Here is a 14,530-nt window from a genome sequence, read left to right as displayed (position 1 = left end):
GAGCGTGTTTCCCCAAACTCACACCTGTGACGAGCTAACTCGCTCGCCACAGAGTTAACCGATACCCTTAGATCCCAGCCAACGCCAAATCCATCGCAAAATACGTAAAAATCAAATCCGCGCCAGCGCGCTTGATCGACCCCAACGTCTCGCGCACCACCCGCTCCTCATCAATTGCCCCTGCCTGTGCGCCAAACTTGATCATCGCGTATTCGCCACTCACCTGATACGCCGCCACCGGCAAGCGCGAGGCTTCGCGAATGTCGCGGATGATGTCGAGGTAGGCGCCAGCCGGTTTGACCATCAGCGCATCGGCGCCTTCCTGTTCGTCGAGCAGGGATTCGCGCACGGCTTCGCGGCGGTTCATTGGGTTCATCTGGTAGCTTTTGCGGTCGCCCTTGAGGGCGCTGCCGCCGGCTTCGCGGAACGGGCCGTAGAGGGCCGAGGCAAATTTTGTGGAGTAGGCCATGATCGGGATATGGGTGAAACCCGCGTCGTCCAAGGCGCGGCGGATGGCCTGGACCTGGCCGTCCATGGCGGCCGACGGTGCGATGACATCGGCGCCGGCGCGGGCGGCGGCCACAGCTTGTTTGCCGAGGTTGACCAGGGTCGCGTCGTTGTCGACGTGGGCGCCGTGCATCACGCCGCAGTGGCCGTGGTCGGTGTATTCGCAGAAGCAAGTGTCGGACATCACGATCATGTCCGGCACGGCGTCCTTGATGATTGAGGACATGCGCGAGACCAGCCCGCGTTCCTTCCAGGTGTCGCTGCCGTTGGCGTCCAGGTGGTGGGACACGCCAAAGGTCATCACCGACTTGATCCCGGCACGGGCATAACGCTCGATTTCACCGGCCAGTTTTTTCTCAGGAATACGCACCACGCCCGGCATGCTGGTGATCGGCACGAAGTCGTCGATTTCTTCTTCGACGAAAATCGGCAGCACCAGGTCGTTGAGGGTGAATTCGGTTTCCTGGAACAGGCCACGCAGCTCCGGGGAGCGGCGCAGGCGTCGAGGACGGGCTTGGGGGAACTGGCTGGTCATGGCTTTCCTGGATAGCATCAGAATATTTGGGCAAAAGCTTATGCCCCATGGCCCCCGCAGCACAAACGCCTGGGGACCAATAGTGTATTGCGTGGGTCGTAACAATATATTGATCTAGAGCTGGACTCGCCCTTCGATACACGCCGCCACTGCGCCGCCCACCCAGATTTCATCACCCTGGCGCTCTACGCGAATGCGCCCTGCACGACCAATCGCGGTGCCCTGGCTGACCACATAACGCTCGGGCGCGAGGCCTTCGGCCAGCAACCATTGGGCAACACCGGCATTCAAACTGCCGGTGGCCGGGTCTTCCTGGGCGCCGTCACCGGCGATAAAAGCGCGCACTTCAAAGTGGCTGTCCACGTCGTCACGCGCCGGGTCACAGGGCGCGATGACGCCAATGGCCAAGCCATGCAATTGCGAAAAGTCAGGCTGCAAGGCCAACACTTGATCGCGCTGGCCCAGCATCACCGCCAGCCAGCCTGCGCCATTATCCACCCACTGGCTGCGCACAATGGCCTCAGGTGGCAGGCCCAACCCCAGGCGCACGCGCTCCAGCAAGGGCGCTTCCACCGGCCCCCTGCGCAACAACGGTGGTGCAATAAACGCCAGTTCATCGCCTTGGCGACGGACACGCACCAGGCCGATTTCGCACTCCTGGATAATCTCCTCACCTTTGGGCACGCCGCCTGCCTGCAGCCACGCATGGCAACTGCCCAGGGTTGGGTGCCCAGCGAACGGCAGCTCTTTAAGCGTGGTGAAAATTCTTACCCGATAATCCGCCCGAGGGTCACGCGGCGTCAGCAAAAACGTGGTCTCGCTGAGGTTGGTCCAGTTGGCGAAGTTGGCCATTTGCTGGTCGGTGAGGCTATCGGCGCCGAGCACCACCGCCAAGGGGTTGCCCTTGAGCGAAACCCGGCTGAACACATCCAGTTGCTTGAAATCGAAAGTCGGCATGTCTTAGCTCGGAATACTCAGGCCACGAATCACCGCCGGGCGGGCGACAAAACCGTCCAGCGCACGCAGCACATTAGGGAAATCAGCGATGCCAACCAAGTCGCCGGACTCGTAGAAACCGATCAAGTTGCGGATCCACGGGAAGGTGGCAATGTCGGCGATGCTGTATTCGTCGCCCATGATCCAGGTGCGGCCCAGCAGGTGTTTTTCCAGCACGCCGAGCAAGCGCCGAGACTCGGCGGCATAGCGGTCACGCGGACGTTTGTCTTCGTATTCTTTGCCGGCGAACTTGTTGAAGAACCCGACCTGGCCAAACATCGGGCCGATACCGGCCATCTGAAACATCAGCCACTGCAGGGTTTCGTAACGGGTGGCCGGGTCTTCGGAGAGCAACTGGCTGGTTTTTTCCGCCAGGTAAATCAGGATCGCGCCAGACTCGAACAACGCCAGCGGCTGCCCGCTCGGGCCATTGGGGTCAATGATCGCGGGAATTTTGTTGTTGGGGTTCAGGGACAGGAACTCCGGCGACAGCTGGTCCTGGGTCTCGAAACTGACCTTATGCGCTTCATAAGGCAGCCCCAGTTCCTCCAGCATGATCGACACCTTGACGCCGTTGGGCGTGGGCAGCGAATACAGTTGTAAACGCTCCGGGTGCTGGGCTGGCCATTTGCTGTTGATCGGGAAAGCGGCGAGTGCGTTCATCGGAATGTCCCCAGGTTCAAAGCCCCCATAATAGCCACCTGCAGGCCGTCCTGCATGGGTCATCATTGCGCAACATTGCCGCGCTATGGTGCGCGCAGGCGAACCAAAGAGCCGATTTACACTCTTAACTGCGCCATGACGGTGAAAGGAGATACGCCGTAACACTCACAGGTTAAACCGCAGCACGCCGGATGCGTCGCTGGGGCCAGGCTTGCCCGCCTTAATCGCCGCACTGAAGACTCGAACCTCTAATGACAATCAAGCCTCTGTGCCTTGCGCAACGCCTTAAACGTTATGCCTACATCATGTTGCCGCTGTTGTTGGTTGGTGGCGCCATCGGCCTGACCCTGGAGTCGCGCACCAGCCGCGCCGCGCCGGTGGATGGCGTGCAAACCCTGGTGTTCCTGCGCCACGGCGAAAAACCCGTCGGCGGCCTCGGCCAGCTCAATTGCCAGGGTTTGAACCGCGCGATGAACCTGGCCACTGTGCTGCCGGAAAAATTCGGCAAGGCCAACTACGTGTTTGCGCCCAACCCGACGCGCAATGTCGAGGAAGGCGAGCACGACAACTCCTACAGCTACATTCGGCCCCTGATGACCATCAGCCCCAGCGCCATCAAACTCGGCCTGCCGGTGAACATCAAGTACTCCGCCAATGATACCCACGACCTCGCCGATGAGCTGGTGGAAGACAAGTACCACAACTCCATCATCTACACCGCCTGGTCCCACGGCTACCTGCCGGAGCTGATCAACCGGGTGGCCAGTGAAGCCTCGGGTGAAAAACACACCATTACCGACGATTGGTCCGGTGGCGACTATGACACCCTGTATGTGCTGACATTGACCTGGCACAACGGCAAGGCCTCGTTGCTGAGCCGCAACTACAAGCAGGGCCTGGATAACGGCCAGCAGACATGCCCGGATGCAACCCAAGTGAGCGCGGATATCTGAAGCCCTGCAGATAGAACCCACGCTCCCGCGTAGGAATTCACTCCGTAACGCTCAATTTTCACCCTGCGCGAGGTTCCGGTGCTGGGGCCAGCGTCGCGACGCAGAGCGTCTCAGCCTGCATTCCCACGCAGGAGCGTGGGAACGATCGGTGGTAGGCGCGTATGATGCCCCGCTATTGAATCCTCTGCGGACCTGCACCATGCCCAACCTCATCTCCACCCAGCCCAACCGGGGTTGGTCGTTCTGGTGGAAACCAGCGCTGTTCATATTGGTGGCCTGCATCGGCCTCTATTACGTGAAGTGGTCGCCCTACTACCTCAAAGCCTTTGTCGCTGCGGATAACCACAGCATTGGCGCGTCGATTCTCAACGATCAGCAAAGCTCGCCCCTAGCCGCCGCGCTGGCGTATGCCCAGGTGTATTTTCTGGCGGTCTGGAAAGCCGCCGTATTGGCGGTGATTCTGGGTTCGCTGCTGCAAGTACTGATCCCGCGCGACTGGCTGCTGCGCCTGTTTGGCCGCGCCGGGCTGGGTTCGACCCTGCGTGGCGGGCTGTTCGCCTTGCCGGGGATGATGTGCAGTTGCTGCGCGGCCCCGGTGGCAGCGGGCATGCGCCGTCAGCAGGTGTCGGTGGGCGCGGCGCTGGCCTTCTGGATCGCCAACCCGGTGCTGAACCCGGCAACCTTGGTGTTCATGGGCTTTGTGCTGGGTTGGGGCTTTACTGCGTTACGCCTGGTGGCGGGGATTGTGCTGGTGGTGGGCGTGTCGTTGGTCGCACAACGCATTGCCCGTCCCGACCACGTGCCGGAAGCGGCATTGGACGCCGTGGCTGACGTGAGCCAGACCGAGTCGCAGCCATTTTTGAGCCGGTGGCTGCGGACCCTGTGGCAGCTGTTCTGGAGCACGATCCCGATCTATATCGTCGCCGTGCTGATTCTGGGCGCCGCGCGGGTGTGGCTGTTTCCCCATGTCGACGGCGCCATGGCCAATAGCCTGGTGTGGCTGGTACCGCTGGCCATCGTCGGCACGCTGTTCGTGATTCCTACGGCAGCCGAGATTCCTATCGTACAAACCATGATGACATTGGGCATGGGCACCGGCCCGGCCGTGGCGTTGCTGATGACCTTGCCCAGCGTGAGCCTGCCGTCGCTGTTGATGCTGCGCAAGGACTTCGACGCGCGGGTGCTGGTGACGGTGGCTGGGCTGACCATGTTGGTGGGGGTGGTGTGTGGGTTGGTCGGGGCGGTGATTCTTTAGTGCTGTTCAGGGCCCTTTCGCGAGCAAGCCCGCTCCCACATTTTGATTTGTGAATACATTCAAATGTGGGAGCGGGCTTGCTCGCGAAGAGGCCCTCAAACCCACTGCATTAATTGCGCCTGGCAACCCGCTCGCGCAAGTACTCCACCACCGCGCCCTGCTCCCCGGCAAACTCGATCCGCGCGCCTTTGCTTTCCCGCTGAAACGCATACATCGGGTCGTAATACTCGCGCAACAAGCCTTCGATCCACACCCGGTGTAAATCCACGGCACCACTGCGCACCTGTTCCGTCAAAGCTTCCTGCAATATGGCCTGCAGGCGCTGAAAGCGTTCGCCACCCAGGCGCTTGTGGATGTTGGCCAGGCTCTGGGTCAAGCGCTCGGCAAACAACGCCTGCCCGCCTTCGCCAAACACCGCGATAAATTCGGCGCAAAGATCAACCACGTAATCGCGCAGAATCCGTTCGACACGGCCTTCAACACTGTCTTGCAGCCACACCATCGGGAAGGTCTGCATGCCCTTATGCAACGGCAACGGCAGTGCACAGCTGCCGATCATGCGGCTTTCGTCCTCGACCACAAACTGTTCGATACCGCCCGCGCGTTTCTTCAGCAGGTCCACCGCCAGGCGGTTCTCAAAGTCGATGTTCGACGGTTGCGCCGTGGCGCGCTTGCCGAAGCTGGAGCCGCGGTGGTTGGCGTGCCCTTCAAGGTCCAAGGCATTGCGCAACTGGCCCAACACCTCGGTTTTGCCGGTGCCAGTCATGCCGCCGAGCAAGACGAAATCACACTCGGCCGTCGCCTGCTCCAGGGTTTCCAGCAGAAAGGTGCGCATGGCCTTGTAGCCACCGCCGACGCGCGGATATTCGATACCCGCTTCTGTCTTCAACCATTGCTGCACGATCTGCGACCGCAACCCGCCGCGAAAGCAGTACAGGTAGCCGTCGGGGTTGGCCTGGGCGAACTGCGCCCAATGCTCGATGCGTTCGGCCTTGATTGCCCCGGACACCAACTCATGCCCCAGCACGATGGCCGCTTGCTGGCCTTGCTGTTTGTAGCAGGTGCCGACCCGCTGGCGTTCGTCGTCGGTCATCAGCGGCAGATTGACCACGCAGGGGAACGCACCCTTGGTGAACTCGACCGGCGCGCGGGTATCCATCATCGGCCGATCGTTGAGGAAGATGTCGCGGTAGTTGGTGATGTCAGTTGCCATCAAAACACCTCTACCGCGTGGGTCTGTCGCTCAACCAATGCGCCGATTGGCTCAAGGTTCAGGCCCAGTTCGGCGGCCACGGTGTGAAACTCGGCGTCGCCCTCTGGGGTGACGGCAATCAACAGGCCGCCACTGGTCTGTGGGTCGCACAGCACACGCTTGTGCAGTTCCTGCAGACGCCCCAGCTTGCTTGAATAGCTGTCGAAATTGCGCAAGGTGCCGCCGGGCATGCAGCCTTGGTCCAGGTAGTCCTCGATCCCAGGCAAGAGAGGGACTCTGGCGTATTCGATGCGGGCCGTGAGACCACTGCCGTCAGCCATTTCCACCAGATGGCCCAACAGGCCGAAACCGGTGACATCGGTCATGGCCGTTACGCCGGCCAACTTGCCAAAACGGCTGCCAGGCTTGTTGAGCGTACACATCCAGTCACGGGCCAGGCCGATATCCGCCTCGCGCAATTTGCCCTTCTTCTCGGCGGTGGTAAGGATGCCGATGCCCAGCGGTTTGGTCAGGTACAACTTGCATCCGGCGGTGGCGGTGTCGTTGCGCTTCATATGGCGTTTTTGCACGATGCCGGTCACGGCCAGGCCGAAGATCGGCTCCGGCGCGTCGATGGAATGCCCACCGGCCAGCGGGATGCCGGCGGCGTCGCACACCGAGCGGCCGCCACGGATCACTTCGCGGGCGACTTCCGGCGCCAGCACATTCACTGGCCAGCCCAGAATCGCAATGGCCATCAGCGGGTCGCCGCCCATGGCGTAGATATCACTGATGGCGTTGGTGGCGGCAATACGCCCGAAGTCGAAGGGGTCATCGACAATCGGCATGAAAAAGTCGGTGGTGGAGACCACGCCGCGCTCGTCGTCGATGGCGTACACCGCCGCATCGTCACGCGAGGCATTGCCCACCCACAGGTTGGGGTCGAGGTTCTGTGCGCCGCTGCCGGCAAGGATCACTTCCAGCACCTGGGGCGAAATCTTGCAGCCGCAACCCGCGCCGTGGCTGTACTGGGTGAGGCGAATCGGCTCGTTCATGGTGGACCTCAAGGTAACAAGTGGGCCGATTCTAACAGACAGCAAAAAGCCGGCTGGGCTCTTGTGAGCACAGCCGGCCTTTTATTCAGCGCTTACTGGCGGGCAGCGAGCAAGCGTTTGTGGCGGTTACGCCGGGCGATGTTCAGGCATTCGATCACTGCCGAGAACGCCATGGCCGCATACACGTAGCCTTTTGGCACATGGGCGCCGAAGCCTTCGGCGATCAGCGTCATGCCGATCATGATCAAGAAGCCCAGGGCCAGCATCACCACGGTCGGGTTGTCGTTGATGAACTTGGCCAACGGCTCGGCCGCCACCAGCATCACGATCACCGAGACCACTACGGCGATGATCATGATCGGCAAGTGCTCGGTCATGCCCACGGCGGTAATGATGCTGTCGATGGAGAACACCAGGTCGAGCAACAGGATCTGCCCAATGGCGGCGGCAAAGCCGATGGCCACGGTGTTGCTGACGGAGGCTTTCTCTTCAGGCTCCGGGTCCATGCTGTGGTGGATCTCGGTGGTCGCCTTCCACACCAGGAACAGGCCACCGGCGATCAGGATCATGTCTTTCCACGAGAACGCCTGGCCGAAGATCTCGAACACCGGCGCGGTCAACTGCACGATAAACGCGATGGTGCTCAACAGGCCCAGACGCAGGATCAACGCCATGCTGATGCCGATACGCCGCGCTTTGGCCCGGTGTTTTTCGGGCAGCTTGTTGGTGAGGATCGAGATAAAGATCAGGTTGTCGATGCCCAGCACGATTTCCATGACGATCAAGGTGGCCAGTGCGACCCAGGCGGTCGGGCTGGCAGCCAGTTGTAAAAGGTAGTCCATAGGTCAGTCCTGACGTTGTGCTGGGGAATTAAGCTTCTTTACGGTCGGTTTCGGGTTCTTTTTCGGCCTGATCAGCGTCTTTTTCAGGCTGGATCAAACCTTGGGTCGCTTCACTCAATGCCTGTTCGGCGGCCTTGTGGGTGTCATCAATGGCTTGCTTGGCCGATTCGGTGGCTTTGCCCAGCACCTGCTGCGCGCTCTTTTCGACTTGATCACAGCCGCTGATCATCACCAATGAAAGCGTAAGTACGGACGCCGCGCCCAGGGAATTGAGTTTCATCATGTATTCCTCGTTAGAACCATTGGGTCCAAGTAGTGGCCCCTCGATAGCGAGGCATTCTATGCAGCTGAACACTTCAGTAAAATTCGTATTTTTCTCACGTATACTTCGTTTTTTACGAAGTGTAGACCGCCATGCTCAATTATCGACAATTGCATTACTTCTGGGTGGTGGCAAAGACCGGCAGTATTGTGCGTGCCTGTGAGCAACTGAACCTCACGCCGCAGACCATCAGCGGCCAGATCAGCCTGCTGGAGCAGACCTTTGGTATCGCGCTGTTTCAGCGCGTCGGTCGCCAATTGGAACTCACCGAAGCCGGGCGCCGGGCCTTGCCCTACGCCGAGCAGATGTTCCAGACCGGTAACGAGTTGGAAGCCATGTTGCGCGCAGCGCCCGACGAACAGCAGATCCTGTTTCGGGTCGGGGTCGCGGATGTGGTGCCCAAATCCATCGTTTACCGGCTGATCGCGCCGACCATGGAGCTGAGCGAGCCGATCCGCATTACCTGCCGCGAAGACAAACTCGAACGGTTATTGGCCGACCTGGCGATCCAGCGCCTGGACCTGGTGATCTCCGACAGCCCGATGCCCACGCATCTGGACATCAAAGGCTACAGCCAGAAACTGGGGGAATGCGGCATCAGCTTTTTTGCCACCCGGGCGTTGGCTGACCAGTATGGCGGCGATTTCCCACACTGCCTGCAGGGTGCGCCGTTGTTGATTCCGGGCGCAGAGACGGTGGTGCGCAGCCGCTTACAGCGCTGGTTCGCCGAGCAGCAGATCCAGCCAAAGATTATCGGCGAGTTCGACGACAGCGCGTTGATGCAGGCATTCGGCCAATCCGGCAGCGGGATTTTTATCGCCCCCAGCGTGATTGCCGATGAAGTGGTGCGCCAATACGGCGTGGCGCTGATCGGCCAGACCGATGCGGTCACCGAGTCGTTCTACGCGATCTCGGTGGAGCGCAAGATCAAACACCCCGGCATCGTGGCGATTACCGAAGGCGCGCGGCGCGAGCTGTTTACCGCCCTGCCCTGACGGACAAGCGGCATACCGTCATCGCAGGCAAGCTAGCTCCCACACTGACACTAGCCTGACCTGAATCCTACGCCCACCATAGGTCCAATGTGGGAGCGGGCTTGCTCGCGAATGCGGTGGGTCAGTCAATATATCCAGTGACTGACACTCCCTCTTCGCGAGCAAGCCCGCTCCCACAGGGATCAGACGCGGGCAGGCAGAGGTTTGGCGGTCATCAACCACAGCGCCAGCAAAATCGACGCCAGGATAAACCCGGACGCCGCGAAGCCCAGGCTGGCAAGGCCCAGGGTGTCGATCACGTGCCCACCCACCATTGCTCCCAGGCCAATCCCCAGGTTGGCGCCGGCGATGTTCAACGACGCCGCAAACGCCGGGGCGTGGGGCGCGGCTTTCATCAAGCGCACATGGCTGACCAGAAACATCGCCGCCTGGGTCACGCCCCACACCGCCATCGCCGCTGCCAGGCCAATGCTGGAGTGAATCGCCGGGACCACTGCGACCATGCCGGCGATCATGAACCCACAGAACACCATCGACGCGATCAACGGATGACGGTCCACCGCACGCCCGCCAAGGGCGTTGCCGATCAGGCCCACCGCGCCAAAGCCCATCAGGCACCAGCCCACCAGCGTGCCGTCGAAGCCGGCCAGGCGCTCAAGGATGTCCGCCAGGTAGGTGTAAGCGGTAAACATGCCACTGAACACCAGAATCGACAGCAGAATATGGCCCTGCATCAGCGGGCTACGCAGGATCTTGAACTGCGAGCGCAGGCTCACCTGATCATTCTTCGGTCGGGTCACCGGCAAGTAAATAAACAGCAGCAAGGCCTTGGCCAACGCCACCACCGCGAGAATGGCAAATGCGGTGCGCCAGCCGAACATATCGGAAATCAAGGTGCCCACCGGAATGCCGAACACCGTGGCGCAGACAATCCCGAAACCGATCTTTTCAATGGCTCGGCCGGCAAATTCCGGCCCGACGATATCCACCGCCGTTTCACTCGCCAAGGCCCAAAACACTGGCAAACCCAACGCCGGGATCAAACGCGCCAAGGCCATGACCCAGATATTCGGCGCCAATGCCGCCACCGTATTGGCCAGCGCAAACATGATCAGGATGCAGATAAACAGGCGCTTGCGCTGGAAGCGTGCGAAGTATGCGGTCAGGAACGGCCCGAACGCCGCCACGGTAAACGCAAACAACGTCACCAGCAGCCCGGCCTGGGACACGCTGACGTTCAGGTCCCGGGCGATCGACGGTAGCAGCCCGACAATGATGAATTCTGTGGTCAGCACGGTAAAACCGGCAGCCGACAGCAGCAGGATAGGGAACAACATGAAAACTCCAGAAACGACGACATCAACGACAGCCCGAAGGGCTCGCTGACGGAGAGGAAAGATGAGAGGCGGCAATCTTAACAGAATATGTCTTGGCCTGGCCAAACCCCACAGGTGCGGGTGACGGAATGCCGCACCGAATGGGACGCTTCCTACAGCATGTTAGACTTCCGGCCTGCTTCCTACGGCGCTATCTGCCTGCAATGCTGCGTCCTACTAAAAAAACTAGAGACAACTGTTTATGACTGCTGCCCCTTCCCTGCTGCAACGACTGATGCGCGTCAGCCTGGTCACCCAAATTGTCATCGGCCTGGTGGCCGGTATCCTGCTCGCCCTGTTCTTGCCCGAGGCGGCGCGCGCCACCGGGTTTATCGGCAAGGTATTTGTCACCGCGCTGAAAGCCGTGGCGCCGATTCTGGTGTTCGTATTGGTCATGGCGTCTATCGCCAACCATAAACATGGCCAGGAAACCCATATCAAGCCGATCCTGTTCCTGTACCTGCTCGGCACCTTTGCCGCTGCCGTCGTCGCGGTGGTTGCCAGCATGCTGTTCCCGTCGCCTCTGGTGCTGGCCACCCATGACGCCACCGTCAGCGCCCCCGGCGGCATCGGCGAGGTGCTGCAAAGCCTGCTGCTGAGCGTGGTGGATAACCCGGTGAGTGCGCTGATGAATGCCAACTTCATCGGCATTCTGGCCTGGGCGATTGGCATGGGTATCGCGATTCGCCATGCAGGTGTTACCACTCGCACGGTGCTCGATGACCTGTCCAATGGCGTCACGCTGATCGTGCGCGTGGTGATTCGCTTTGCGCCGCTGGGCATCTTCGGCCTGGTGGCCTCGACCCTTGCCACCTCCGGTTTCGGCGCCCTGCTCGGCTATGCGCACCTGCTGGTGGTGCTGGTCGGCTGCATGCTGTTCGTCGCGCTGGTAATCAACCCGGCGATCGTGTTCTGGAAGCTGCGCCGCAACCCTTATCCGCTGGTGCTGATGTGTTTGCGCGAAAGCGGCATTACCGCGTTTTTCACCCGCAGTTCGGCGGCGAATATCCCGGTGAACCTGGCGCTGAGCAAACGCCTGGGCCTGCATGAAGACACTTATTCGGTGTCGATCCCGCTGGGCGCCACCATCAATATGGCCGGCGCGGCGATTACCATCACCGTGTTGACCCTGGCCGCCGTGCACACGCTCGGTATTGCCGTGGACATGCCCACCGCCGTGCTGCTCAGCGTGGTCGCGGCGGTATGTGCCTGCGGTGCGTCGGGTGTGGCTGGTGGCTCGTTGCTGCTGATTCCGTTGGCGTGCAGCCTGTTCGGCATTCCCAGCGAGATAGCCATGCAGGTGGTGGCCGTGGGCTTCATCATCGGTGTACTGCAGGATTCGGCAGAAACCGCGCTCAATTCGTCCACCGATGTGCTGTTCACGGCCGCCGCCTGCCTGGGCAAGGACGAGCATACAGCTTAAACATCAGGCGTAAAAAAGCCCGGAGCGTTCAACAGGAACGCCCCGGGCTTTTTTGTATCTGGATGCTTAGAAAGCGCCCATGTAGTCGCGCTTGCCCACTTCCACACCGTTGTGACGCAGCAAAGCGTAAGCGGTGGTGACGTGGAAAAAGAACTGCGGCAGACCGTAGGTCAGCAGGTAGGACTGGCCGCTGAAGCGCTTCTCTTTCGGCGTGCCTGGGCGGGTGATGATTTCGATGCCTTCTTTGCCGTCGATTTGCTCAGGCTTGATGGTGTCGACAAATGCCAGCACCTTGGCGATCAGCGCTTGCAGGTCGGCGAAGGTCACTTCGCTGTCTTCGTACTTCGGTACTTCGATTTCGGCCAGGCGCGCAGAAACGCCCTTGGCGAAGTCGACGGCGATCTGCACCTGGCGCACCAGCTGGAACATGTCGGGGAACAGACGCGCTTGCAGCAAGGCGTTGGGTTCGATGTTCTTGGCGGTAGCGTGGGCTTCGGCTTTGTTCAGTACATCGCTCAGGGCGTTGAGCATTTGCTTGAAGACCGGGATGGAGGCGGCGTACAGGGAAATAGTCATGACAGTCTCACGGTGATGGCAGGGTTTGGAACCAGCGGCGATTATAGCCATGCCTGCGGCTTGTCTTTTATTTTTTCAGGATTAGGCTAGTGAGCTTCACTGCATAGGGAAAGCGCGATGACCGCCGAGCACGACACCGACACCCCTGAGCCGCGCCTGAACAGCACGGAAATCCGTATCCTGGGCTGCCTGATCGAAAAACAGGCGACCAACCCGGAAACTTATCCGCTCACGCTCAATGCGCTGGTGCTGGCCTGCAACCAGAAGACCAGCCGGGAACCGGTGACCAACTTGAGCCAGGGCCAGGTCGGCCAGAGCCTGCGGGTGCTCGAGGGCCAAGGCTTTACCCGCCTGGTGATGGGCAGCCGCGCCGACCGCTGGGAGCATCGGGTGGACAAGGCGCTGGAGCTGGTACCGGCCCAGGTGATCCTGATAGGGCTGCTGTTTCTGCGCGGGCCGCAGACCGTCAACGAACTGTTGACCCGCAGCGGGCGCATGCATGATTTTGAAGATGCCGAACAGGTCGTGCACCAGCTTGAACGCTTGATTGCACGCGGGCTGGCGGTGCTGGTGCCGCGCCAGGCGGGGCAACGGGAAGACCGTTATACCCATTCGCTGGGGGATCCGGCCGATATTGAGGCGATTATCGCGGCGCGCGGGAGCCCGGTGGAGCGCTCGGCCGGCGGGGTTTCGGTGGAGCGTATAGAAGAGCTTGAAGCCCGAATTGCGGCTTTGGAAGAGCGGTTGGCCCAGCTGGAACAGGCTTAACTCGATTAAAAATGTGGGAACGGGCTTGCTCGCGAAGGCGCAGTGTCAGTCACTGGATGTATCGACTGATCCACCGCCTTCGCGAGCGCGCCCGCTCCCACATTTGGATCTGCGCAGTGCTTTAATTTCGGGCAAAGGCCACTGCTGCCTCAAACTGCTCTTGCGTCGGCCGCACACCGGTGTACAACACAAACTGCTCCAATGCCTGGATTGCGATCACTTCCAACCCGGTAATCACTCGCTTGCCCTGGGCACGCCCACGCACGATCAACGGTGTTTCCGCGGGGATCGCCACCACATCGAATACAGTGTCAGCGGCATCCACAGCGTCCGCCTCAAAGGCCAACTGGTCCGCTTCTGCGCCGCCGGTCATGCCGATTGGCGTCACGTTGACCAGCATCTGCGGGCGCAACTCGCCCAGTTCTGCTCGCCACTCATACCCCAGGCTCTGCGCCAACGCCCGGCCCGCCGCTTCATTGCGCGCCACAATCACGCCGTTGGCATAGCCGCCATCGCGCAGGGCACTGGCTACCGCCTTGCCCATGCCGCCGCTGCCACGCAGGGCAAAGGTCGAGTCTTTGGGTACCGCATGCTTTTTCAGCAGTTGTTCCACGGCAATGTAGTCGGTGTTGTAAGCCTTGAGATGGCCGTCGGTGTTGACGATGGTATTGAGCGAGGTGATGGCCTTGACCGAGGCGTCCAGCTCATCCACCAGGGCGATGCTGGCTTCCTTGAACGGCATGGACACCCCGCAACCACGGATGCCCAGCGCTCGGATACCGCCGATCGCGCCGGGCAAATCCTGGCTGCTGAAGGCTTTATAGTAGAAGTTCAGCCCCAGCTGTTCGTACAGGTGGTTGTGAAATCGCAAGCCAAAATTCCCGGGACGCGCCGACAATGACATGCACAGTTGGGTGTCCTTGTTGGGGTGCATCTGCATGGAAAACTCCTTTGAGTAAGCAAATCGGTACAGACCTTACACAACCTTTACCTAGCGGCTGTGCTGTTTTTCAGAAATACGTTGTCTTAAAAGTATCCCCGCGACAATCCTTGAGTCTATTGATTGCAGACC

At 60.6% G+C, this 14,530-nt stretch carries 15 protein-coding genes; 5 read left to right on the top strand and 10 right to left on the bottom strand.

Annotation, left to right across the window (positions count from 1 at the left end; genetic code table 11):
* Positions 1-67 precede the first annotated feature (67 nt).
* The 3 genes from hemB to ACTD9P_RS03475 form a co-directional block, all read right to left on the bottom strand.
* Positions 68-1,042, bottom strand: coding sequence for a porphobilinogen synthase (gene hemB, locus ACTD9P_RS03485; protein WP_438866704.1), 975 nt, complete (start codon positions 1,040-1,042; stop codon positions 68-70).
* A gap of 114 nt (positions 1,043-1,156) precedes the next feature.
* The gene (locus ACTD9P_RS03480; RefSeq protein ID WP_438866703.1) at positions 1,157-1,999 is read right to left on the bottom strand and encodes a PhzF family phenazine biosynthesis protein; all 843 of its coding nucleotides are present in this window, start codon (positions 1,997-1,999) and stop codon (positions 1,157-1,159) included.
* 3 nt (positions 2,000-2,002) lie between these two features.
* Complete coding sequence (locus tag ACTD9P_RS03475; RefSeq protein ID WP_438866702.1) at positions 2,003-2,701, bottom strand: glutathione S-transferase N-terminal domain-containing protein; 699 nt, start codon at positions 2,699-2,701, stop codon at positions 2,003-2,005.
* A gap of 251 nt (positions 2,702-2,952) precedes the next feature.
* On the opposite strand from ACTD9P_RS03475, the gene ACTD9P_RS03470 reads away from it, so the two are divergent.
* Positions 2,953-3,654: a histidine phosphatase family protein gene (locus ACTD9P_RS03470; RefSeq protein WP_219268296.1), complete on the top strand. Its 702-nt coding sequence runs from the start codon at positions 2,953-2,955 to the stop codon at positions 3,652-3,654.
* Positions 3,655-3,853: 199 nt separating this feature from the next.
* A complete protein-coding gene (locus ACTD9P_RS03465) occupies positions 3,854-4,909 on the top strand; it encodes a permease (RefSeq protein ID WP_438866701.1) in 1,056 nt (351 codons plus the stop codon).
* A 109-nt stretch (positions 4,910-5,018) separates the two neighbouring features.
* On the opposite strand, the gene mnmH is transcribed toward ACTD9P_RS03465, so the two are convergent.
* From mnmH to ACTD9P_RS03445, 4 genes are all read right to left on the bottom strand, one after another.
* Positions 5,019-6,122 (bottom strand): tRNA 2-selenouridine(34) synthase MnmH, encoded by a 1,104-nt coding sequence (gene mnmH / locus ACTD9P_RS03460; RefSeq protein ID WP_438866700.1) that lies wholly within the window; start codon positions 6,120-6,122, stop codon positions 5,019-5,021.
* Entirely contained in the window at positions 6,122-7,156 is a 1,035-nt protein-coding gene (gene selD, locus ACTD9P_RS03455; RefSeq protein ID WP_438866699.1) for a selenide, water dikinase SelD, read from the bottom strand. Before selD ends, mnmH begins: the two co-directional genes overlap by 1 nt.
* Positions 7,157-7,248: 92 nt before the next feature.
* Positions 7,249-7,998: a TerC family protein gene (locus tag ACTD9P_RS03450; RefSeq protein WP_428555925.1), complete on the bottom strand. Its 750-nt coding sequence runs from the start codon at positions 7,996-7,998 to the stop codon at positions 7,249-7,251.
* Positions 7,999-8,026: 28 nt separating this feature from the next.
* Entirely contained in the window at positions 8,027-8,278 is a 252-nt protein-coding gene (locus ACTD9P_RS03445) for a hypothetical protein (protein WP_438866722.1), read from the bottom strand.
* 134 nt (positions 8,279-8,412) lie between these two features.
* On the opposite strand from ACTD9P_RS03445, the gene nhaR reads away from it, so the two are divergent.
* Complete coding sequence (gene nhaR, locus ACTD9P_RS03440; protein WP_438866698.1) at positions 8,413-9,315, top strand: transcriptional activator NhaR; 903 nt, start codon at positions 8,413-8,415, stop codon at positions 9,313-9,315.
* Between the two features lie 182 nt (positions 9,316-9,497).
* On the opposite strand, the gene ACTD9P_RS03435 is transcribed toward nhaR, so the two are convergent.
* Positions 9,498-10,652 (bottom strand): MFS transporter, encoded by a 1,155-nt coding sequence (locus tag ACTD9P_RS03435; protein ID WP_438866697.1) that lies wholly within the window; start codon positions 10,650-10,652, stop codon positions 9,498-9,500.
* A gap of 241 nt (positions 10,653-10,893) precedes the next feature.
* Between ACTD9P_RS03435 and sstT the strand changes: the two genes are divergently transcribed.
* Positions 10,894-12,114, top strand: a complete 1,221-nt coding sequence (gene sstT, locus ACTD9P_RS03430) for a serine/threonine transporter SstT (protein ID WP_438866696.1) — start codon at positions 10,894-10,896, stop codon at positions 12,112-12,114.
* A gap of 66 nt (positions 12,115-12,180) precedes the next feature.
* On the opposite strand, the gene ACTD9P_RS03425 is transcribed toward sstT, so the two are convergent.
* Positions 12,181-12,690 (bottom strand): DUF1993 domain-containing protein, encoded by a 510-nt coding sequence (locus tag ACTD9P_RS03425; protein WP_053255427.1) that lies wholly within the window; start codon positions 12,688-12,690, stop codon positions 12,181-12,183.
* A 117-nt stretch (positions 12,691-12,807) separates the two neighbouring features.
* Here ACTD9P_RS03425 and ACTD9P_RS03420 point away from each other — a divergent pair, with 117 nt between their 5' ends.
* On the top strand, positions 12,808-13,458 hold the full coding sequence (locus tag ACTD9P_RS03420; protein WP_438866695.1) for a YceH family protein: 651 nt from the start codon (positions 12,808-12,810) through the stop codon (positions 13,456-13,458).
* Positions 13,459-13,579: 121 nt separating this feature from the next.
* Here ACTD9P_RS03420 and ACTD9P_RS03415 read toward each other — a convergent pair whose 3' ends face one another.
* On the bottom strand, positions 13,580-14,398 hold the full coding sequence (locus ACTD9P_RS03415; protein WP_438866694.1) for a shikimate 5-dehydrogenase: 819 nt from the start codon (positions 14,396-14,398) through the stop codon (positions 13,580-13,582).
* Between the last annotated feature and the right edge of the window lie 132 nt (positions 14,399-14,530).

Source organism: Pseudomonas onubensis (assembly GCF_965653655.1).
In the GTDB taxonomy this organism is placed as follows: Bacteria; Pseudomonadota; Gammaproteobacteria; order Pseudomonadales; family Pseudomonadaceae; genus Aquipseudomonas.
The sequence above is the reverse complement of the archived record's forward strand: the minus strand, read 5'-3'. Positions and strand labels throughout refer to the sequence as shown.